This is a genomic window from Halorubrum laminariae, from assembly GCF_024494655.1.
Classification (GTDB): Archaea; Halobacteriota; Halobacteria; order Halobacteriales; family Haloferacaceae; genus Halorubrum; species Halorubrum laminariae.
Map to the genome: position 1 here is coordinate 1 of NZ_JANHDL010000025.1, position 21335 is coordinate 21335.

18 protein-coding genes and 3 pseudogenes are annotated in these 21335 nt (G+C 51.9%); 6 read left to right on the plus strand and 15 right to left on the minus strand.

Features of this window, described 5'->3' with window-relative positions; genetic code table 11:
- From NO887_RS17900 to NO887_RS17915, 4 genes are all read right to left on the minus strand, one after another.
- Positions 1-399, minus strand: a 399-nt coding sequence (locus NO887_RS17900) for a Fic/DOC family N-terminal domain-containing protein (protein WP_303652373.1), incomplete at its 3' end; no start/stop codon positions are given.
- A gap of 170 nt (positions 400-569) precedes the next feature.
- Positions 570-773: a DUF8144 family membrane protein gene (locus NO887_RS17905; protein WP_256419531.1), complete on the minus strand. Its 204-nt coding sequence runs from the start codon at positions 771-773 to the stop codon at positions 570-572.
- Positions 774-1478: 705 nt separating this feature from the next.
- Positions 1479-2114 carry a hypothetical protein gene (locus NO887_RS17910; protein WP_256419532.1) on the minus strand — a complete coding sequence of 212 codons (636 nt, stop codon included), beginning with the start codon at positions 2112-2114 and terminating at the stop codon, positions 1479-1481.
- 231 nt (positions 2115-2345) lie between these two features.
- A complete protein-coding gene (locus NO887_RS17915; protein ID WP_256419533.1) occupies positions 2346-3338 on the minus strand; it encodes a DUF8137 family protein in 993 nt (330 codons plus the stop codon).
- A gap of 154 nt (positions 3339-3492) precedes the next feature.
- On the opposite strand from NO887_RS17915, the pseudogene NO887_RS18615 reads away from it, so the two are divergent.
- Positions 3493-3711, plus strand: a pseudogene (locus NO887_RS18615) (transposase); the annotation flags it as partial.
- A 1-nt stretch (position 3712) separates the two neighbouring features.
- On the opposite strand, the gene NO887_RS17920 reads toward NO887_RS18615, so the two are convergent.
- Positions 3713-4939 carry an IS701 family transposase gene (locus NO887_RS17920; protein ID WP_256419534.1) on the minus strand — a complete coding sequence of 409 codons (1227 nt, stop codon included), beginning with the start codon at positions 4937-4939 and terminating at the stop codon, positions 3713-3715.
- Positions 4940-4991: 52 nt separating this feature from the next.
- Here NO887_RS17920 and NO887_RS18555 point away from each other — a divergent pair.
- Positions 4992-6455: pseudogene (locus NO887_RS18555) on the plus strand (transposase); the annotation flags it as partial.
- 547 nt (positions 6456-7002) lie between these two features.
- Here the strand turns inward: NO887_RS18555 and NO887_RS17930 are convergent.
- The 3 genes from NO887_RS17930 to NO887_RS17940 form a co-directional block, all read right to left on the minus strand.
- On the minus strand, positions 7003-7410 hold the full coding sequence (locus NO887_RS17930; RefSeq protein ID WP_256419536.1) for a hypothetical protein: 408 nt from the start codon (positions 7408-7410) through the stop codon (positions 7003-7005).
- Positions 7411-8594: 1184 nt separating this feature from the next.
- Positions 8595-9416: an IS5 family transposase gene (locus tag NO887_RS17935; protein ID WP_082222448.1), complete on the minus strand. Its 822-nt coding sequence runs from the start codon at positions 9414-9416 to the stop codon at positions 8595-8597.
- Entirely contained in the window at positions 9376-9885 is a 510-nt protein-coding gene (locus NO887_RS17940) for a hypothetical protein (protein ID WP_256419537.1), read from the minus strand. Before NO887_RS17940 ends, NO887_RS17935 begins: the two co-directional genes overlap by 41 nt.
- A gap of 118 nt (positions 9886-10003) precedes the next feature.
- Here NO887_RS17940 and NO887_RS17945 point away from each other — a divergent pair, with 118 nt between their 5' ends.
- Entirely contained in the window at positions 10004-10444 is a 441-nt protein-coding gene (locus NO887_RS17945) for a hypothetical protein (RefSeq protein ID WP_256419538.1), read from the plus strand.
- Positions 10445-10462: 18 nt separating this feature from the next.
- Here the strand turns inward: NO887_RS17945 and NO887_RS17950 are convergent, their stop codons facing one another.
- Together NO887_RS17950 and NO887_RS17955 are read right to left on the minus strand one after the other, a co-directional pair.
- Entirely contained in the window at positions 10463-11284 is an 822-nt protein-coding gene (locus tag NO887_RS17950) for an IS5 family transposase (protein WP_256419539.1), read from the minus strand.
- A 9-nt stretch (positions 11285-11293) separates the two neighbouring features.
- Entirely contained in the window at positions 11294-11500 is a 207-nt protein-coding gene (locus tag NO887_RS17955) for a hypothetical protein (protein ID WP_256419540.1), read from the minus strand.
- Positions 11501-11733: 233 nt separating this feature from the next.
- Between NO887_RS17955 and NO887_RS17960 the strand changes: the two genes are divergently transcribed.
- Complete coding sequence (locus NO887_RS17960; protein ID WP_256419541.1) at positions 11734-13503, plus strand: transposase; 1770 nt, start codon at positions 11734-11736, stop codon at positions 13501-13503.
- A gap of 437 nt (positions 13504-13940) precedes the next feature.
- Here the strand turns inward: NO887_RS17960 and NO887_RS17965 are convergent, their stop codons facing one another.
- Both NO887_RS17965 and NO887_RS17970 read right to left on the minus strand, forming a co-directional pair.
- Positions 13941-14342: a hypothetical protein gene (locus NO887_RS17965; protein WP_256419542.1), complete on the minus strand. Its 402-nt coding sequence runs from the start codon at positions 14340-14342 to the stop codon at positions 13941-13943.
- 342 nt (positions 14343-14684) lie between these two features.
- On the minus strand, positions 14685-14927 hold the full coding sequence (locus tag NO887_RS17970; RefSeq protein ID WP_256419543.1) for a hypothetical protein: 243 nt from the start codon (positions 14925-14927) through the stop codon (positions 14685-14687).
- Positions 14928-15238: 311 nt separating this feature from the next.
- Here NO887_RS17970 and NO887_RS17975 point away from each other — a divergent pair, with 311 nt between their 5' ends.
- Positions 15239-17053: a transposase gene (locus NO887_RS17975; protein WP_256419544.1), complete on the plus strand. Its 1815-nt coding sequence runs from the start codon at positions 15239-15241 to the stop codon at positions 17051-17053.
- Between the two features lie 377 nt (positions 17054-17430).
- Here NO887_RS17975 and NO887_RS17980 read toward each other — a convergent pair whose 3' ends face one another.
- Positions 17431-19326 (minus strand): transposase, encoded by a 1896-nt coding sequence (locus NO887_RS17980; protein ID WP_256419545.1) that lies wholly within the window; start codon positions 19324-19326, stop codon positions 17431-17433.
- Between the two features lie 228 nt (positions 19327-19554).
- On the opposite strand from NO887_RS17980, the gene NO887_RS17985 reads away from it, so the two are divergent.
- Entirely contained in the window at positions 19555-20022 is a 468-nt protein-coding gene (locus NO887_RS17985) for a hypothetical protein (RefSeq protein ID WP_256419546.1), read from the plus strand.
- A gap of 421 nt (positions 20023-20443) precedes the next feature.
- Here the strand turns inward: NO887_RS17985 and NO887_RS17990 are convergent, their stop codons facing one another.
- Together NO887_RS17990 and NO887_RS18760 are read right to left on the minus strand one after the other, a co-directional pair.
- Positions 20444-20698, minus strand: a complete 255-nt coding sequence (locus NO887_RS17990) for a hypothetical protein (protein ID WP_256419547.1) — start codon at positions 20696-20698, stop codon at positions 20444-20446.
- 18 nt (positions 20699-20716) lie between these two features.
- Positions 20717-21178 (minus strand): annotated as a pseudogene (locus tag NO887_RS18760) (Cdc6/Cdc18 family protein); the annotation flags it as partial.
- Positions 21179-21335: the final 157 nt, after the last annotated feature.

Consider the following 21335-nt stretch of genomic DNA (forward strand, 5'->3'; position numbering starts at 1 on the left):
GTCGCCAGCTGTGATCGCATCCAATCCGTGTGTCAGCGCGTACAGATAGTTCACGACTTCTTGGGTACCCTGCTGTCTGTCTTCGTCGATGAGCGCCTCCTGTCCAGCCTCATAGGCGTAGATGTCTGAGAGGGTCGCATGTGTGCCTTCGATTTGCGAGGATTCCAGCGCTTCTTTTCGGATGAACGGCTCGATTAGGATCTCTCTTGAGCCGACACGTGGGCCGATACCATGGAGTCGACCAAGTGCCTGTGTCGCCTCCGCCAGCGGTGTAATGAGTTGCTCAGTGCTAACTGAGGGGGGGAGCGGGTCAGGGCGGAACGCCGAATATGTCCCCTTCGGTGTCGTCGTGGGAACGATTTCACCGGGAGCCGTCTCGTCGAAGTTATCTCGCTCCATTAGTGGCATCCCGACAAATACACTGGCTACTATTGGTATTTTTGGTGCTAAATCAAAATAGTAGGATGGGTGATTGTACTGTCACAACTACTCAGAATCTCTGAGGATAGATTTGACCCACATATTCTATTCACTACTTTGCGCATGAAACACCCGCTAGAAAGGACTGCTTATCGACCGTATATGATGAACGATAAACCGAGGAAAGCTGCTATGGTCCCAACAAGGAACACACCTAGAATCACAATAGGTGATGAAGGCAGAACGGACCCAAGCCCAATCACGGATAAAGCGCCGACAACAACGGAGAGAACGATTAAGAACGCCCCTGTTTGCCACTCTTCAATGAAATTTACTGTACTCTGTTCAGCCATACCTCACTTACTAAAGAGCATCGAATAATAATTGTGGTGATAGGGTTACTCCCTGTATTGACCGATCCGTGAATCTCCTGTGTTGATCGGAACCGGTGGAAATTATCAACTTCTAAGGATTTCAACAGAGCCACACAATTAGTTTATGCCAGTCCAACCTTGCTGTAACGCCTGTACAGGTATACTACCCCCGCTGGAATCGTAACTAACTGTACAGCCGAAAATACGAACGAACCCAAGTGCAGTATGCCAACTGCCCCCCACAGAATTCGACTGGGTATCCAGTTGCTGTCGTTCTTTCGGAGCGTTCTAACATCGAGATAGAGGCATAGTGAGTATATGGGGGCCAGTAGACTGCCGACCAATACTGTGGCTGCCACTGTGAGGGAAGAGAACAGAAATACCAAACTCAGTTCCGGATTAGATGGAATCAGACTCGGAGGCGACCCGGCTTGCGATTCGCTAACTATCTGAAGGATACCGTACGAAGTCCACGTTAACCCCAATACTCCAATAAAGAACGCGACTCCGTACCACCACTGTGAATCAGGAGACCGACTGGATGGCATACTTGACATAGACTACGTGCTAGAACGTTGTTCGCTGAAGTGTATATATTCAGTGACCCGGCAATTTGGTTGATTAGGCTCTGTTGAAATCCTTAGAGACTGATGATTTCTACCAGTTCCGATCAACACTGGTGATCTACCTATCCTGACGTTCTCTTTCTATTATCTGTTCCAACTCTTTCTGAGTCATGACTGCCGAGAACAGATCAGGGTTCAACCGTTCGCCAAGCTGTCGATATGCGCGTTCGGACAACCAATAATACTGTAAGGTGTCGTCAAAGCGTGCCGCAATCGCCTCACCTTCGCTATCTAAGAAGTATGCGTGTGTCAGACCAGGAATATACAACGACAGCACGGCTTCGACTACATCTGGGGTCGCAGCGCATCGCCCCTCAATCGTTCCATCATTGTACTCGCTCTCGACGTACGAAATTTCACTTTCTAGGAGCGTCTTGACGGCCTCTTCATTCCGATTCCGGAGAAATTCATCTATCCCTTGAACTCCGACTGTGGCTACTTTCCGAGGATTTACGTCCAGAACTGCTTCCGTAATCATTCGTGCGAGTTCGTGGTATCGGTCCGACGGAAGTCCGTCTTTATGGAGGATGTATTTCGTTTCGTCGTCCGGTCCGTCAACGGATTCGTGGAAACCGCTCGCCTTCTTGGTGGTCTCCATCCTGGCTTTGATAGCCTCCTCTAATTCGTCCATATCCACCTCTCCTAACACCTGAGCGAGTCGTTCACTTCCACTGGGCTTACTCCCGTTTGACATTATTAGATGCCCGCGTTCTTCACAGATAAGACTACTACCTTTGATCGATAGCGGGTCATTGCTCAGTACGCAGTTCTCATCGACCAGCATTTTCAGTCGAGAATATGTCTGAATAAGAGGATTTCAACAGAGCCAGGAGTTCTTATTCCTTGAAGAGCACGTGCTACGTGACGCTGAACGGCATTACCAGCCAGTATGTCGGGCGGCGGGGAAAGCGTACTGTTAATTCCCTCAAATACCGAGATCGCGGAACGTCCAGTCATTCGAGATATCGGCATCGAAGCCCATCTCTTCGACGAGGTCGCGGATGCGCTGTTCGACTGTCTCGTCGAGTTTGAAGGCGTAATCCAACTCATCGTACCAGTCGTAGTACCGTGGCATCCCCGGCCAGTGGCTGTCTGTTTTCAGTCCGTAGACGCAGTCGAGCAGGTAGCGACGATATGGCATATCGTCACGGGTGACGCGAGGGAGCGTCCCATTGATCGATTCGTCTCGTACCAGCTGTTCGAGTAGGTCGACGGCAGCGTACTGGTCAGCGTAGAAGGCGTGTTCGACTGTTGGGTTGACGGAGAAGATGTCCTCAGTCGTACGGGCGTGGAGCTGGTCGACGACCGAGTGGTTTGGATGTCCGATTCCCCACCCATAGGCATGGACTTCCTCGCGCGCGACATCGTCGCTTTCGGGAGCGTTGACCGCGACAGTGTTCAGGTATTCGAGTGCCTTGACCGGAATCGCCTCGACACCATCGGTTATCCGCGTTCGAATAAGATATCGCCCGACAGCGTTTGCTATTGTGGGCGTGACGAGCGGAAATTCGGCCTTCTCAGTGGCCTCATGCGCATCGATTACATCCGCAAGGAATGGCCAACCGTGTACTCTCGTTGCATCGTCGAGTTCGTTGCTGACGCGCTCGTAGTATGGCCAGAACACGTCCCGAAACGTATCTCCACTGCTGTCTTCCTCGACTGCAGTCGAGAGTGCTGCTTCGAATTCGACGACTGCGTAGTGTAGGGCATCCACGTCACCGTCGGAGAAACGATCAAGCAGGTTATCGAGTTCGGCAACCTCTTTGTTCCGTTTTTGGCTTGGAGATGAGTCAGATTTAGACCTCCCCGAATCGGTCGAGGTCGAGAACGTGTCCGATTGGACATCGCCACAGTCGTGAAGTCGGAGACGAGTGAGTGTCTCGAACGACTCCCCGCAATCGTCGCACTCGTGAGCCATAGTCCGACTAGAGGCATGTGGAGGAAATGTGTTCCCCCTGGAACCGGATTGCGGAACTAATCTCTCTCCCCTAGCGAGTACCGACCTTCCCCAATCTCGATGTCTCTTATCGAGATGGACGAGGACTTCTGCGTGTCCGAGTCAGTATCTCGTAGTGGCTTCGACTCCCGAGTCTCGTCGAACGATCTTTCGACGTATCGCTCAGCGATCGTACGTTGAGTGGCCGGCGTATGATTCGACACCACTGTATGACCGAACGTCGCTCGCGGGACTGGAATCAGATGTTCGGACGATTTCGGAGACGTGGTTCAGCCACGAGAGCCACAACTCGGTCGAAAAGTTCGTCTGTTCGCTGCCGCTCGCTTACTTCAAACTCAGCTTTGAACGTTAGCGTCGGCTGTTGAGTGAACGAAGAGGTGATCGATCTCTTCCATAAGGTCATCGACGCCACGATCATCGTTGTCTCGAACCCACGAGAGCAGGTTGTAGACGGCTTCTTTCAGGGAGTGTTCGAGGTTCGCTCGAAGCGATGACGCTTTCGAGCGAACCGTCCCCAAGGCGCTCGATTCGGGGTCAAGACGAACGAGACTGTAGGCAGCCATCAGAAGGTGCCAGTGCCGTCTGGCACCTTCGTCAGTCTGCATCTCGCAGTCTCCCAAGCCGAGATCCTGCTTCGAGTCCTCGAAGAACGTCTCGATGCGCCAGCGCATCCCGTAGGAGCGAATAATGTGCTCGCTCGGTGCGTCGATCTTGTTCGTGGCGAGGTACTTGACTGGGTTCTCTTCGTCTTCGTCGTCGGTTTCCTTCTCAGCGAGGACCAGCTTCACGTCTCCCAGTTGGGAGACGGGAAGCTTCTTCGTCCAGATGTGGTAGGTGTCGTCCTCGACGTTGCGCTCGACCGTGTCGATGTGCTCTGCCAGCGCATCGACGCGAATCTCTTCGCCGCCGTAGGTCACCTGTCGGTTGCTCCGGAGTGGGCCGATCCAGTCCTTGCCGTAGGATTCGATCTGTTCAGGAAGGCCGGACTCGTGAGCGAACCACGAGTCGAAGAGGTAGGTGTCCGCAGGAACACCTACCTCGTCTTCGAGTTCGGTGACAATCTCACGGGCGAGATCGTACTTCGTATCGTGTTCTTGATCGTCCTCGTCTTGTTTTTCGTAGAGGCGGAAAGTAAGCGGATAGGCGGTTTTGTCGTCGGCGTAGAACGCGTAGATGAGGTCTTGGCCCCAGACAGTGTCGCCTTCGGCGTGATCGTAGAAGTGGCCGACGCCGGGGACTTCGTCCCCGGCTTTGTCGGTGATCGTGTCGTCGAGGATGATGTAACCATCCTTCGACCAGCGTGTTTCGCCGTGTTTTTGGAGTTCTTCAAGGCGTTCGTGGTTGAATTGCTGTTCGTCCCAGTCGTACTCGGTGAGAAACTTGTTGAGAGCGCGTTTGTCCCCAGCTGGAAGGACTTCGCGTGCGATGCCCGCCACGGTCTTGTTGCTGGCCGCAACAAGACCTGTGGCGTATGTTTTCGCGTGCTGACGTTGTGCAGATGACAGCGACTCGAACTCATCAAACACACGCGTGCACGACAAGAAGTCCGTAATCGGCATCATCTGTCTTCGCTGCCGCCTACGTCACGCTCCTACTTCAACGTTCAAAGCCGAGTTCAAATTCGAGACCCATGACCGCTATGCGGGATCGACGAGATACGAGATGGACACCCTCTTTCGAGTGTTCATGTTGAAAGAACTCCACGGATGGGACCACGAGACAGCACTCGTCGGATTCCTCGAGTGCCACCCTGAATTGCGTGAGCAACTCGGACTCGAGAGCGTTCCGAATCAGTCGACGCTCTGGCGTAGCTGGCACGAGCGCTTCACGGGTGAGTTACGCGAGACGGTTGAGACGGCTGCCCAGACGGCCCTGATCAATGCCCAAAACGCGGGTGTGAGCGTTCCGCGTGACCCGGACAGGACGCTCCCTCAGCGAGGAGACAGTACCGGAGACTCCGATCCGGACGAGCAGACCGTGCTGGAACAGGCGGGAACGATTACGGATCACGTCAGTCGCGTTGTCTTCCCGGCGTTCTCGATGGATCGCGGAGAGGGTTGTGAGATCCACGAGAATGCCTACTGGGACTTACAGACCTATCTCGGCCTCCGCGAGAACTTAGCTGCCAATGAGGGGGCTCGGAGCTTCATTTACGAGTCGACGCGTAGTCGGACACCGCTGGGGCACGCCCATCGTGATCAGATTCGTGACCTCTCGATAGCGGAGATTCGTGAGATGTACCGTCAGGCCGTGAAACGGCTACTGGATGAAGTCGCGGAGACAGAGCAGTTCTTCCGAGCCGGAATCGTGGCCATCGACATCACTGAAGCTGAACCCTTCACCGGTGATAGAACAGGTCATGAAGATGAGATCATCGGGACAAAAGAGAAGACCGACGAATACGCCTATCAGTGGGCCACCGTCCAGCTCGTCGGTAATGCGGTCCCGATTGTCTTAGACGCAAGGCCGGTGCGGCGTGGCGAGAGTCGGCTCGAAATCGTCGAGGATCTACTTGACTCGGCTGAGGACCTCGTCCACGTCGACAGCGTGCTGATGGACAGAGAATTCGACAGCCAACACGTCTTGGAGATGCTGAGCCAACGCGGGCTCACGTACGTCGTTCCAAAGCGGATGCACACGAGCGAGAGAGCCCAGGCGAAACGGCTCTTGAAGAGTGAGACAGATCGATACGTGAACGACCGTAAGCTCCACTTGGGCAAGAATGAGTGGCACCAGACGACGCTCGTGTACCGTCGAAACGAGAATTCTGAACACACTGACCACCGGCAGTATTCGGTGTTCATGTGCAACGGTAATGTGGGACTGCTGAGTGAGTACGGCTATCGCTGGGAGATCGAGAGCGGCTACCGGAGCATTAAGCGGTTCATGGCCGCGACAACCTCGAAGAACTTCGTACTGAGATTCTTCTACTTTGCGTTCGCCTGTCTGCTGTACTCAATCTGGCGGGCCGTCGACCTCCTCGTGCAAGTCGAGTTGACGGGTGAGTACGAGCATTCTCCGATTGTGACTGCGGACAATACGCTCACACTGTTGAAGAAGGAAACTGGAGTCGGGTAATCGCTGATATTGAGCCAGTGAGAACAGGGGTAACGAGCGGCAGCGCTGTTCTGATCTCTTCAAATACGCAGTTCTAGTTGGGATACTAACTGAAAGTGGTGTCCCGACCCGAGTGTGAACCGTGTCAAGTTCGGTGGTTCGGCTGATATCGTGCATACCAGCGGTGCTATAGCCGCCGTAGTCTCAACTTCCCCTACCCAGTTGGGTTGCGAACGACACAGAATGTTCAAGACTTGTTTTCACTAGATCACAACCGACTAACAAAAATATGATACTATACCTATCATGTCAGTTCGGATCGTCTCTTCATTGTAGTTGATCCGATACCGGTTCAATTACTGAAAACATCTCCGCGAAATAGGGTATAGTGGCTCTGTTGAAATCCTATTCTTTAGACACATCATCGACTGAAACAGCCGGTCGATGAAGGGTGCTTATTGAACCCGATCATAGAGTACCTGCTCGTTTTGGGTACTATGGTTCTGTTGAAATCCTATTTGTCAGACAGATTTTCATCTGAAACAGCCGGTCGATGAGAGCTGCGTATCTACCGGCGCAAAAACATATCACGACGTACCAGCAGGAGAGCGAGTACGACCAGCGGAACTGATAGGTAGATGATCAAAATCAACCCAAATGGAACATCTATTCTCAGAGCCTGAATCACACCAGCTATCGCCGCTACGAGTGTTCCATACCAGCCGATAGGCCTTCGTTGATACACAAAGATCGCCAGTATACCAAGCACAATTCCTACTCCACTCCATTGGAGAGAAGCGACGGTTTGGGGGCTAATCCCAGTTTCAACAGCTGGCCCCGATAGCTGGGATAATGCCGCAAACAGGAACGAAAGGCCTGCAAACACCGCTAATCCGCCTACAAGACCGAGAACATCTACTGGTGGGCGTCCCTCACGTTTCTTTTCAAAAAGTGTAGAAGGACTTTCATCTGGCATATCTCATCACTCTTATTCGAGGCACTTAATCAGTCACCTGTACTGACCGGCACGGGACGAGATATATCACCCACTGAGAATTTCAACAGAGCCAGCCAAACCAAACTAATTAGAGATCGAGTTTATTAGTTCCTTAGAAGCAGTTTTGAAGCGTTCTGTTCGTACGATTGTGTGGAGAAAAACTCCGATAGCAAGGAGAATCCCTGCGATAATGGTGAAGAATCCAATGAAGAATACCCCACCAGATTCGACTGCGTACAACGTGTATAAGCTCGCTGCACCGAGTAGGAACGTTAGCCCTCCGAAGATAGCAAGGAAGACTGACGCAATGCTGAATTTCTCTACCAATGCTTCAACTACGACAACCACACCGAGTAGTGCCGGAACGACGAGTTCAGGACTAACGGCTCTGTTGAAATCCTATTCTTCAGACATGTTTTCTCCTGTAACGGCTGTTCGCTGTAGGCTACGTATCTGCCAGTGACAAACAACGACTATCAACTCCCCGCGCACACGATGCTGGCATTCGAAACGGACTTGTCCAGAGAACCTATTCATTGAGTTGATGGGCCCTCCATTATCCCGTCGCAAGGTACTGGCCGTTTGCTCCGTTACTAGTCTTAGCTGTCTCGCTGGCTGTCAAGGGTGGACGAGCCCTGTGAGTTCGAGTACATCGGATCAGAGCGACCCCAACGAGGCTGACGACTCCCTCGGACTCGCATACTCGAAGAGCCGTACATCGTTCCCGAGCGAGGAGGAGGCTCATAGCGGGTGGGTTCACATCGTTAGCGACGGTGAATCAGCGGATTTAACGTTTGACGTGAGGCTCTGTAACGAGTTAGGAGACGTCAAACCGGAGCTGACCCATTCTATTGCGAACGAGTTCGTCCTGAGATTTAACGTCACGTCTGGATTCAGTAGCGGAACGTCGTCCAATGGAACGACCGAGGAATCGCAATGTAGTTCTGTGACCCACCTTGTCGGTGGGGCAAATGTGCCGAGTGACTGGGAAACACTCGCCGTTGCGGTGAACAACGTCGAAATCCAAACGATTGAGCGGTCAGGAACAATGCCAGAACTTCGGCCACTTCCAGACCCAGTACGCCCTCGATAGCCTTCACCTGTGCTAAGTGGTACGTCCTTCATCTATATTGAGCGATCTTTCCTTCACGTTTCTTGGCCACTCAGAGTGATCGGTCGATGTTGTGACTGAGACAGGCAATAGTGAGTTCACGGAATTGCTTCCACCACCGTCGTGAGCGCACGAACGCACCATACTTCCGCTTGAGTGTTGAGTTGACAGTTTCTGATTGACTCCGCTGGCCGTAGAGATCAGTGTCTAAGCGTGCGTTCCATGCCCGGTGGAGTGGCGTGAACTCACGATGCTTAATCAGTGGCCGAACCTTGTGTTGACGAGCAAGTCGCCTGATCTTCTGGTCGTCGTAGCCCTTGTCACCGAGGAGAATGTCAATATCTTTGAGGTTGCGCTTGATCAACGATGGAGCGATCTGGCTATCGTGTTTTCGTGTCGTCGTCACGTGGAGATCGAGGATTGCGTTAACCTTCGCATCAACCAACAGCGTCACTTTGAGCTGCTGAATCGTGAGTTCGGCTCGTTTCGTGTAGTGTTTTGAGGCGTGACTGCGGTCGAATCCTGACGCATCAACTCCAACGACACCGCTCGTCGGAAGTAGCGTCGCTGAGAGAGTCAATATAGCACGCCATACAGTCATATCAAGCCGGTTGAACGCCTTACAAAGCGTTGATGGCGTAGGAAGTTCAGCTAATCCGAGGGCGTGACGAATGCGTGGCATCTCGATCAGTTCGTCAAGCAGGCCACGATAGGTCGTGTTCTTCCGAACTTTGAGACACAGCAGAACGACGTGCTGCGGAAGTGTATAGCGGTGTTTGGAGAATTTCGAGGAGTATCGAGAAACGGCTCGACGGGCCAGATGGATCGCCTTCTCAGCAAACCGGAGAATCTGTGACTTCGGGAGGGCCTTCATCTCGTGGAATTATACGGTGAACATGTAACTCTCTGAGGATTTCAACAAAGCCGAATTTCCATAATAAGATATCGATATCATCACTCTCAGATGTGAGGAGAGGTTCGATCGAACCTCGCGAGAGAGCGTCTTGAAGCGGTTCCGGCAAAATCATACCCGGCGCATAACGTTGGAAAGTGCTGTTTTCCGCATTATCTAACAGCGAGTTAGCCAGTGCATCACTCTCAACGAACCAATTGAACCATTCCTTTTTGTCCCCGGCTTTGTCGGTGTACTCCTCTGACAAATTATTGTATTTCTTGATCGCGTCTACATACTCAGCATGTGCTTTATCCAATCCCAATTCAACCATCCCTGAATAGCAAACCAGCCCGGCTTCTGAGAGCGTGTTTCTGAAGGTGGTGCCTACATCGGAGGTGGGTTCAGTATTGACTAAATCGGCTTTGTTGAAATCCTCTTCTTCAAACATTTCTCATGGTGTGATTAATTCAGAGAGGTCGTTTACCTCCCAACAGTCAGAGTCATCAATCCGATTGTAGGGCTCAAGTTCGATGGAATAATAAATCGCTCTACTTATAGAATGTATTATGCGGAGACGAGCCCTCCTCGGAACCTCTGCTGTAGCTATAACTTCACTCACTGGCTGTATCGGTCGTTTTCAAAATGGGTACATCTTGAATCGACTGATATTATCAGAAGTCTCTGGTATAGATCAGGAGACCGGTCAAGGGGAAATCGCTGATAATGCCGAAATAATCGTCGAATGTGACGGTGAAGAGGTTCATACATCTACGCATGCTCGACCAATAGAGCAACCGTCTGAACGAGAACCAGTTGTTGTGTCCGATGAATTTCCCGACGAGCGGTGTAAGATAGATGTAACCGTTCAGTCCGGGAATAATACTCTTGAAAAAGCGTTTGAGACCAGCATATTTGAAGAGTATGACGGATATTGTATCGATATCCATGTTCTGATGTGGGGAGACCGCATAAGCACAGAGATTTTTGATTCGCCATACGATTGTTGAGATATTTCTGTTACGTCCTCAAAGTGATCGATTGATATTGTGGACAAGACACCTAAGAGCGAGTTCACGGAACTGCTTCCACCAGCGCCGTGACCGGACAAACGCACCATACTTTCGCTTGAGTGTTGAGTTCACAGTCTCGGATTGACTTCGTTGTCCGTAGAGATCAGCGTCTAAGCGTGCGTTCCATGCCTTGTGGAGTGATGTGAACTCACGATGCTTAATCAGTGGCCGAACCTCGTGTTGCCGGGCGAGCCGCCTGATTTTCTGATCGTCGTAGCCTTTGTCTCCGAGGAGAATATCGATACACTCGGGGTTGCGCTTGATCAACGACGGAGCGATCTGGCTATCGTGTTTTCGAGTCGTTGTCACGTGTAGATCGAGAATTGCGTTCACCTTCGCATCGACCAGCAACGTCACCTTGAGCTGCTGAATCGTGAGTTCAGCTCGTTTCGTGTAGTGTTTCGAAGCGTGACTACGGTCGAACCCCGACGCATCAACACCAACAACTCCGCTCGTCGGAAGTAACGTCACTGAGAGAGTCAAAATGATACGCCACACAGCCATATCAAGCCGGTTGAACGCCTTACAGAGCGTTGAAGCAGTAGGAAGCTCGGTTAGCCCGAGAACACGACGGATGCGTGGCATCTCGATCAGTTCGTCAAGTAGGCCACGATAGGTCGTGTTCTTCCGCACTTTGAGACAGAGCAGAACAACGTGCTGCGGGAGTGTATAGCGGTGTTTGGAGAACTTCGAGGAGTATCGAGAAACGGCTCGGCGGGCCAAATGGATCGCCTTCTCAGTAAACCGGAGAATCTGCGACTTCGGGAGGGCCTTCATCTCGTCGAATTATACGACGAACATGTAACTCTCTGAGGATTTCAACAGAGCCACTAAATCAATATTGCGGGCTTCATCGATTCGATTGGAGACTGTATCGTGGCTCACAGCTACTTGTGGTTTTATCTCCTTGAATCGTGCTCCGTCGGGGCCGATCGCCAGTATCAGCCCGATAGAACCCTCCTTCGTAAAGAACTTCTCCAGCTGGCTCTCCATCACTGGAACGATTAGCGGACACTTACTAAGATGTTGATTCCACTCAGAATCTGAGTAGAGTCTGATGCGGAGCGAGGTCACCAGTTGAGTGCCATCAGCGACAGAGTGTATTCAGCGATTTCTGCTTTTTATCCATCCCTTCGTCGTGTTTTGTATGAATTCGGTTTCGGAAACTGCACCCCTCCGCTTTACTCAGAATCTGAGCAATTAGTTGGTAACTTGACTCTCATACTATGGATTACTCTGACTCCCTCTCTACACCAACTACGAGACTTGGACAGCAAGCAGACGAGTTCATCGATCAAGAGACCGAATGGGTTGATTTGCTGCCTGAGCTCGATACTTGTCTGTATGAAGGCCGAGATAGCTATCCAGAGTGGCATACTGCGACACCGTTCCGTCCGATGTTTTGTGCCTACCTGTGGGCGAAAGTGGAAGATCTACCGCTATCGACGATTCCCGACCGACTCGAAACGAATCCGGAGCTGGCGACTGCGATGGGCTTTGAGCCGAATGATCTGCCGTCAGAGAGCACGTTCAAACCGTCTCGGTTAGAAGACGACCGATTCGCGGATCTTCAATCAACGGTTGAGGGTGCGGTGGAAGAGATTCGGAAACTTGCAGCTAGACGAGGGTCACCAATTGGGTGTGGTCCCTTCCAGCTACAAAACGGCGAAGATGATGATTCAGGCCCTCCGTCACATCGCACGATTCAACGCTCATTACGGAAGGAAGGCCGGCAGGTACTTGAGGAGTTGAACACGGTTGCGTTCCCCTCCATGTCCATTCCACGGCCTGACAACCCGATTTATGATGAAGAGGAACTGCTCACGGTGGAGGCGTTTGCGGCGATCGAACAGCAGGCAGCGAACGGTGCAGGGGTCTCATTGGGAGATGAACTGAATCCAGATCCGGATCTTGATGATCCCTTCTATGAAGATGGGCCATCGGGTGAAACGCTCATAAACGCTCTTAAACAGATGTCTATCGACGAGATCGCGACAGTGTTGAACTTCGTCCTGCAAAAAACATACACGCGTGCGAAACCCCGCTTGAACGAACTCGAACACGATAATGGCTCACGGTTCGGGACGAGAGCGGAAGTCGCGCTAGACATGACCTACGTCGCCTATTATGGCGATCGTGACGAGATGGAATGGGTACAGGGCGCACCAGAGGATAAGGAGTATTCTTGGTGCCACAAGTTTGCGACGGCTGTGATCGTCGGTGAGAACACTCACTACGTCATAGGTGTCCACCCGCTTGGGAGCGTTGAACACGCTGCGACGGATGACTACGCTGGAAAAGATAGATCATACTACGTCGGGGATGTTGCACGGCGACTCATTTCGATCGCTGATGACTACGTCAACATCAGGATGGTGTACGCTGATCGGGAGTTCCATGCGGCCGACGTGATAGAGACGCTTACTGCGAGAGATATCGACTACGTAATCCCTGCCCGGAAAGACAAACATCGGATTGGACCGATGTGCGATCAGTTCCAACAGCTAAAACAGGGATACAATGAGCCGGATGATACGTCTCTGTACGTAAAGACGGATTTCCCAATTCATGGTGCGGTCAAAGGAGAGGTGTCGAATACGAAGGTCTACACGAACGTCGTGGTGCTCCCTCCGGATGAAGACGATGATGCAAACGAGGATGGGTCACCACAACCGTTCATCACGAGTCTTGATGTGAGCGATGAGCTTGCGCTGGATCGTCGGTGGGCGAGAACACAGATTGAACAGTACAGCGATCGGGGAGCAATCGAGAACTCATACTCGTCGATTAAAGATGCAGCTGCATGGACGACGTCGAAGGAATTCGAGGTCCGGTGGTTCCACTTCGCATTCGGATGTGTGGTGTACAACATGTGGTTACTGGTGGATTTTCTGACGCAGGAACGAATCGGGGAGATTGAAACGCGGAAGAAGCCGCGGATAACGCTCAGACGGTTCCTCAGATGGCTGGACAAGGAGTTGGTCGCACTCATGTAGAATCCGGTCCGGGCCCGCCCTTCGTGAGAGGCATCACTCGTTGTGGTCGCGTATTTTTGCCGATCATCGATAAGTAGAATGGTATTCTTCGTATTCTGATGATTTCTTCGGCGCTCTGACGGGTAATTCTCGGCGAGATCTGGCCGTTTAGGGTCGATCCCATGAACCTCTTGGGAGGGATTCGCAACCCCACGGGTGTGACGTGTTGCGAAGATAGGGAATAATGCACAGGTTCGACGCCGACCACTCACCAAACAGAGTGCTCTTGCGTACTCCTGCTCACTGGTGAATAAGCCCGCTGACTCTGTTGATATTCTATTTTTCAGACAGATTTTCGCACGGAACAGCTGTTCACTGAAGATTGCGAATACGACATAGAACATCTGTATTGGAAGTGGCCGGACCTCGACTGACCAGTTCTGTCTCCTCGTGAAGTCTCAGTCTGACCCAAACAGCGCCCGGGTCAGTACACCACCGTAGGCAAGCCGTGAGCCAATCCACAGTGCACCGAGCGTGACGCCTATTGCCAAGAGGTCGGGAATCGGCTCTGGGAGGCGGCCGCTTGCTGTGCGAGCGAGTCGGCCCGCTAGAGGGAAACTGCCGAACCAAACTATTAAAAAAGCAACGTGCTGATGGAGAGACTTCTGTCGGCGTGCGTGGCGGTAACCGACGACGAGAAAGCCCACGAGCAGCAGGACGGCTAGGATTACGAAGACGAGAGAGCGGAGTTGTCCATCGAGCGCAAACGCCGAAGGGATGCCGATCACCACGGCAAGAACGAAGACTGTCTGGGCGATAAGTCCGATATCTATCTCAGTATTGGAGAGCTGTTCGGACACAAATTGTAGTTACAAATGATAAAAAATAAATCTTCTCCACATGACTAGAGTCTGTTCATCCAAATTGATTTATTCTACGCCACCGACTAGTTCGCCTTTCGTGACGCCTACCGTTATCTAAGATACTTCGCTGAATCTACACTCTGTATTGACCGCAATCGGTGTGAGATGTGTCGGATTCCGAGAATTTCAACAGAGGTCCGTTTTTGAAATGAGAGGCTCTATTGGAATCCTATTCTTCAGACATATTCTCGCCTGAAATCTCCGGTCAGTGAGGACTGCGTATCCTATACGTCACTACTGTAATCAATTGAGGATCCCGACAGCGTTAAAAGGGCTATGCTAAAAGCCTGCTTTTCGGATTGGATACCACATTACGATGGGTACAATAACGCAATTGATCAAAATTAAGAGGAATACTTCAAAATCTGAGGCTCTAAAGTAGATTCGAGCAGTACCCACAACCACGATCAGCACAGCCAACTGGCTGAGACCAAGCAGTATGGGACCCATATATCGGGTATGGAACTCCCAGTCCGACTGCTGGTATTCTTTGATATAATCATCAATCAGTTTCTGAATCATTGATTCAAAATACAAATGTTATGATTTAAGTTTTTTGTACTCCTGTACTGAGCGATTCGTACATTACCTATACTGAACGAGAGCAGTGACCACTTCCACTCGGCTGAAGGATTCTTTATATAGTTGGCAAACAAATATGTCTCTACGTGTCAAGAACCGCGGCACAGGCCCCAACCGGGTCACGGTGGGAGCGCCTTGGTCCACGGAAGCATCTCGACAGCGCGGGCTATGAATCTACACCGAAAGATTACGACGTAGACGGACTTTACACCACGAATACCGGCGATCTTGTCGAAGCACGGTCTTTCGATATGACATTCCGCGAAATGGTTGACGGCGTTCTTACAACCTACCCGCGCGAGCAACAAGTCCGGCACGATCGCTCTGTTACGCTAGAAGATCTTGTCGCTGAAATCCCTGCCTGCTACCTCCGATTCTACGACACTCTTGACCACGAACAGGGCGACCCGAAACCTTGGGAAGCTGTCTTCCGAGCGCACGTGCTCCGCTGTGTGAAGGGCTGGAACAGTGAAACGATTCTCTGGAAATATCTCAAACAGAAGCCGTTTCTTAGCACGCAGCTCGGCTTCGACGGTATCCCTACTCAGTCCACACTCTGGCGGGCATGGAACGGCCGTCTCGAAGATGTCCGCGACGCCGTTCGAGATGCCGCTGAGGTCGTCGTGGATATCGCTCGATATCACGACATTCCTGCGCCCGAACCCTCGTTTCTACCCAACCAGCCGACGGATACAGTCACACGTTCAAAAAGCAAGGATACGCTCGCTCGTGAGAAGGCCCGCGAGGTTTGGAAGGGTGCGAAACCCATTGTCGAGGACTGTTTCCACCTTGACCGCAGCGGAAACGCGAGCATTCCCGAAGGTGCATTCTGGGAACAGCAGTCATACCTCGGGATGCGGACTGATATGTACCCGAACGACGGCGCGCAGTCCTTTGCCGCCGACTCTACCCGATCGAAGACGCCGTCTGGCGACTCCCACCGGCTCCAGACGAAGGATCTCGGCGTCGGACGTATCCGGACAATGCTCCGAGAGACTAGCCGGACACTCGTTAAGCAGGCGAAATCCAAGGACAAGATGGGCCGCAAGCAGATGGCAGCCATCGACATTACGAAAGGCAACCCGTGGGATGGCGAGATCACCCGAGATCGGAGCGGACAGAATCAGGAACCGTGGATTCTGGGGTACAAAGGCGACGACGGGCCGTTCTTCCAGTGGGCAGTCGTCAAACTCGTCGGTCACGACGTCCCGCTTATACTCGATGCCGTCCCAGTTGAACGCGGCCGGAAGCGAGCAGATCTCGTAGACGATCTGCTTGATGGTGCGACAGATATTGTCCCCGATCTGGACCTCGTGATGATGGACCGCGAGTTCGCCAACGATGGCGTGAAAGACGCCTGCGAGAAGCACGACGTTCACTACCTGAATCCGGGCGTTGTGCGCTCCAGCAGCGACCACGAACACCAGACTGCCAAGCTCGCCAGCGAGAACAGAGACTTCGACGTGGTCAAGCAAAAGCGTCTGGACGACGGGCCAGCACGAAAGGCAGTCTACCTCCCGAAGCGCGAGTGGGAACGTGAAGACGAAGATGACGATGAGAATGACGTCACGATTCGGCAGGAACTCATTGAGGAGTTCGAAGACATCGGCGAGACAACGCCGTTCTCAGATGACCGCGATGGCAACTCACCACTGGGAAATCTCCTTGATGAGGTGCATGAGGAAGAGGAGATCATGGAGCCAGCGCGGGTTGAAGCACCGACGGTGCCGTTCGAGACGAATCTTCCGTGGGTGGATGTCAATCCTTCGGACGACCGGGAGATGAAACATCAGATTGGGCGGCTGATGGTCCGATACAAGCGCCGGTGGGGCATCGAAAACGGGTTTAAGAAGCTGAAGACGTTCCTCGCGGAGACACAGTCACCCGACCACCGGTTCCGGTACTTCAACTTCGCGTTCGCCTGCGTGTTGTACAACTGCTGGCGACTCGTGGATATCCTCGTACAGTTGGAACTCCACGGTGAGGTCGGCGACCAGCCGGCGGTCTCTTCGAACTCGTTCCTGACATTTGCCAAGAAGAACTACGGTCTCGATCCACCCGACTAATTTCTTGTCTCCTCTGAGTTTGCTCGATCGTGAGCGGCAGCGCTGACCTAATCGGCGATTTTCTATCGGAATTGTGAACGCTACGCAATAGGTCTCTCAGAAACGCGTTTCGGGACCCGCTCGGCCGCTTTTTTCAAATGACTTAGCCTCGAAACCTGTGCATCATAAGCCCATCTTCGCAACACACAGGTTCGGAAGGTGGGGGTAGCTACAAACGGAATGCCCGGTGACCCCCCTATCTGAACCCCGATGTCACCCAACTCAGTGATCCCAAGAGATCACACCCGATAAAATAGTAAAATATCTGGGAGAAACGGGTCGGAAAGTCGGTTGTAGAAAACAGCTGTCGCTACCGAAAAGAAGCTACCGCCGGAAAATCAGACGGCTACATCAGGGGGATCCAGTCCAGAGAATAGGCAGATGATCGACGACGCGAGTAAGTCTGACAGTGGAAGAAGGGTGTCGAGACGACTCTCGTGCGGACCACGACCGTAATCGTCGTACTTCTCCGACGCCAGCACCTTCAGTGAATGATCAACGATCCGCCACAGGTTGTACAGTAGGCAACTGAACGTGAACGCGAAGAACCGCATTCGATAATCCTTCGATGCAATTGACGGCATCAACGGCAGGATCATCCGGTACTCATTTTCAATATCCCACCGCCTCGAATACCAGTTCACCAGCCCTTCTGCTTCAAGTGGAGATACGTCATCGCTGTTCGTCATAAAAATCGCGTACCCGGTATCATCAGCGTGCCGGATAATCCAGTCATCCCGCTCCGCCGGCACGTGCATGAACGTCACGTCATGACTGTAATTGTCCTCTCCAACGTCAGGGTCATCATCAACATCGATATACGGCGTATCGTTACGTAGGTACAGCGACGCATCCTGTTCAACACGCGCAGTCACATTTGGATCCTCACGAACTTCGGCTACTTGTGAACGGAGATGCTGTGAATCGGCTTTCTTCGGGATCAGGTACGTCACATCATGTCGTTGATCCAGTACGTGACAGACACCGTGCTGGTCGAAGGCCTTGTCCGCCATCACCATATGGATGTCAACGAGTTCGGTCGCCTGTTCCATCAGGCGATCCACGACTTCTGCCCACGAGGTCGACCGGCCATCGCCGCCTTCCCACGTGGAGTGGTGTCGAATCGGCTCAACAGCAACAACCAAGGGTGTATTCGCTCCGACGATAGTCAGCGTTGCATACTGGTACTCGTAGACGCCACTCTCCGCTGCTCCGTTTACCATCGTCGGATAGTCATCTTTCGGTACTCGCGTGTCGCCAGTCTTTTCATCAACAACGATCCGCTCGTCATCTGGCTCAATATCGTCTTCTCCTTTCCACGGTGTGACGTGGACTGGAGCACCGGTCACGTCAATTGCAGCCACGACAGGTTCTGTGAATTCGTCCGTGGGGCGAATCATATCCAGCTGTCGTTCGACAGCTGCTGAGAACTGTGGTTGAATCGCATCCGCAACGTGTCGCCAGTCTGGGGTTGGCTTCCCGTTCTTGAAATCATCAAATGTGTACTGGTATGAGGACGGCGTTCCGAGGGAATTGACTGCGTTCAGGTGCGTGTCATGGTGTAGGGCATCGTTGCGGAATTTATTGAACGTCCGGTACGCTGCTCTCGTTCCCGAGCGATCCTGTAGACTCATCAGGATCTGGTGTTCCCAAACAACTTCGTCTTCGTGCTTGACGTTCTCAGCCCGGCCAGTATCCAGTGCCGGGCAGACTTCATCCAGTGTTGATGTGATAACGCCTGGTGCCTGGTTGTCCACGTAGTGGTGTAGTGGAGTTGAAGTTTCTTGAATCTCCGTGGGGTCCGGATCAGGATCTAGTTTTCTGAAGTCCTGTGACTGGATTCCGTGGTCCGAGGCAGCGTCACTGATGTCGTCTGCGACACTGTTGAGTAGGCTGCGAAGTTTCCCTGAAAACCGCTTCCGCTTAGTATACGAGAGTGCCGCCTGTGTCGGTGCTCCATCCAGTCCGAATCTGATTTGCAGATACTCCAATACAGCGATTTGATCGGTGACTGCGGTCTGTGAAAGCCCTGTCACCTGCATGTATAGATAGACCCGTACCATCGCCTCAAAGTCGAACGAGTCGTCCATTAGGATGTCATACCTGTCCTGAAACTCGTCGATCGGGAGATGGAGATTCCCGATGACTCGGGAGACGTTATCGTGGACATCGAAGAGCGTGGCTGCTTGCTCCACGAGCGCGTCCGCGATACGTTCCGAGTCCGGGTCAGTCATCTGAGTGGATTTACTTTAGATTGAACCATATTTGACGGGGCGGTGCTTCCAAATCTATTCGCTAAATGCTACGTATTCAGGGGTATTGAATGGGTGAGAACACCGTTAAAGAAAGTAAAGGTATTTTCCAAATCTGGGTTTCAGAATGAATAGCAGATTTATTCTGAACTCATACTTTAGTTTACACCATATATCTATTAGGGGTGGTCGTGAAACAGACTACACACCGTGGTTGACAGCAACGATCACAACCGTAGCGGAGACTACCCTGTTCCCGACGAATTCGATGCGGATGAAGTAGAGGCTGTTACAGACTTCCTTTCTAATCCCGGTGCGTTAGAGCTGATCGCGGAACTATACGACACCCCAAAACGGTTTGTTACACTGCAAAACGAAATGCGAGTGAGTGGTGCCACGATTCGGAAGCGAATGAATGAGGCGCAAGAGCTGGGGTTACTTTACGGTGAAGACAACCCGCACTTCAACGAAAATGGAAACAAAATCCACCCACTTACTCCGAAGGGAGAAGTGATTGGACGCGAGATACGGATCTCTGAGTTAGGTCGGATTCAACGAGAGATTCGGGAGTTAGAGAATGAGTTCGATGAGAAGTTCGGTGACTTTGAAAATGGGCTACAACAGAAGATTTCCGAATTAAACAGAACCTATGCAGAAAGGCTCGGTGATTCGTTCTAATCGGCTCTGTTGAAATCTCATTCTTCAAATATATTCTCGCCTGAAACCGCTGGTCGCTGAAGAGTGCGAACTTATCGGATTTTCACCGACCGCAAACGCTATACTGTGTTGGAGTTATTGTTTTGATATGTATAGGACTGTTCGGAAATCGCTTGAAGACTGGTATAATCCGAGTATTCAGTCTGCGGTGATTGTCTTGATGGGTTCGTGTTTTTGCCTCTTTCTGTTCCTCAACAGTCCCGATTTTACGAACCCGTACTACGTTTTCGGAGTCGGAGTGATGGGCTTCGCAGTCGTCTTTGCGGCGCTTATGCTCATTTCTGTGCTACTGAAGCGCCGATAGACTACTACCCTGTACTGACCACAGTCTAGTCAGAATGGATCATCTGTTGATGATTTCAACAACACCTGTCGTCTCTGCTTATGGCTTGGCGCGGTAGACTCGGGCTTTCGTATTCCCATCCATCTCGATGAGGTTGTACTGCGCCAGTTTCGCTAGGTAATTCCGCACCGTTCGTTCCGTCTTGGGATCTTCAACCTGCTGTTGATACCGATCGTACAACTCTGGTGGAGTGATCTCTTCAGCATCCGTGATGATGCTGTACAGCGTTTTCTGATCCGGGGTAAGCCGATCAAGGGTTTTCTGCTTGATTTCCATTTTCGCTTCCAAAACCACGTCGACGATTGTCTCAGAACTAATATGATCGTCATTTGCCTGCGATGCTTCTCGTGCAGCTTTCCGAAGGATACCGATAGCTACACGGGCATCACCAGCTGCCCGGTCAGCAATCTGGTATAGCCCGTCCTCGGTGATTACACCCTCAGTGAGCCCCCACTGCGCCCTGTCACGGAGAATTGAAACGAGTTCGTCGTCTCCATATTGGTCAAAGTGGATACGGTGCGCGTTCTGCAGCCGGCTTCGAACACGGTCATCTAACGGTGAGAACAGGTCTTCTTCACTGTTAGCGATCAGGATGATTGATAGATTCGGGATGCGGTAGAGGTCATAGAGGATGTCTTTGGATTGGAGTTGATCGACTTCATCAAGAATAACGACGTAGTGTGGACCGTCGTAGTCGCGGAGCCGATCGACAAGTAAGTCTCGTGGTGTGGATTGCCGGTGAATATCGTATGTTTTCCCGACTCCGTCAAGCAGTTGGTAGAGTGTTTTGAATCGGGTGTAGTCTCAGTACTTCACAAAGCCGGTTAGTTAGAACGTCTGCTTGCTGAGGATGTGCACTCCAACAAGCAAGCAGACGGTGAGATTCACGAGGACCAACTTCTTAACTTTCTCGTCAACCGCCTTGACGAGG

Excerpts from the sequence above, each read along its gene's own strand:
- NO887_RS17905 (WP_256419531.1), bottom strand. The coding sequence starts at position 773 with ATGGCTGAACAGAGTACAGTAAATTTCATTGAAGAGTGGCAAACAGGG.
- NO887_RS17910 (WP_256419532.1), bottom strand. The coding sequence starts at position 2,114 with ATGTCAAACGGGAGTAAGCCCAGTGGAAGTGAACGACTCGCTCAGGTG.
- NO887_RS17915 (WP_256419533.1), bottom strand. The coding sequence starts at position 3,338 with ATGGCTCACGAGTGCGACGATTGCGGGGAGTCGTTCGAGACACTCACT.
- NO887_RS17920 (WP_256419534.1), bottom strand. The coding sequence starts at position 4,939 with ATGATGCCGATTACGGACTTCTTGTCGTGCACGCGTGTGTTTGATGAG.
- NO887_RS17930 (WP_256419536.1), bottom strand. The coding sequence starts at position 7,410 with ATGCCAGATGAAAGTCCTTCTACACTTTTTGAAAAGAAACGTGAGGGA.
- NO887_RS17935 (WP_082222448.1), bottom strand. The coding sequence starts at position 9,416 with ATGAAGGCCCTCCCGAAGTCACAGATTCTCCGGTTTGCTGAGAAGGCG.
- NO887_RS17940 (WP_256419537.1), bottom strand. The coding sequence starts at position 9,885 with ATGTTTGAAGAAGAGGATTTCAACAAAGCCGATTTAGTCAATACTGAA.
- NO887_RS17945 (WP_256419538.1), top strand. The coding sequence starts at position 10,004 with ATGCGGAGACGAGCCCTCCTCGGAACCTCTGCTGTAGCTATAACTTCA.
- NO887_RS17950 (WP_256419539.1), bottom strand. The coding sequence starts at position 11,284 with ATGAAGGCCCTCCCGAAGTCGCAGATTCTCCGGTTTACTGAGAAGGCG.
- NO887_RS17955 (WP_256419540.1), bottom strand. The coding sequence starts at position 11,500 with ATGGAGAGCCAGCTGGAGAAGTTCTTTACGAAGGAGGGTTCTATCGGG.
- NO887_RS17960 (WP_256419541.1), top strand. The coding sequence starts at position 11,734 with ATGGATTACTCTGACTCCCTCTCTACACCAACTACGAGACTTGGACAG.
- NO887_RS17970 (WP_256419543.1), bottom strand. The coding sequence starts at position 14,927 with ATGATTCAGAAACTGATTGATGATTATATCAAAGAATACCAGCAGTCG.
- NO887_RS17975 (WP_256419544.1), top strand. The coding sequence starts at position 15,239 with ATGACATTCCGCGAAATGGTTGACGGCGTTCTTACAACCTACCCGCGC.
- NO887_RS17980 (WP_256419545.1), bottom strand. The coding sequence starts at position 19,326 with ATGACTGACCCGGACTCGGAACGTATCGCGGACGCGCTCGTGGAGCAA.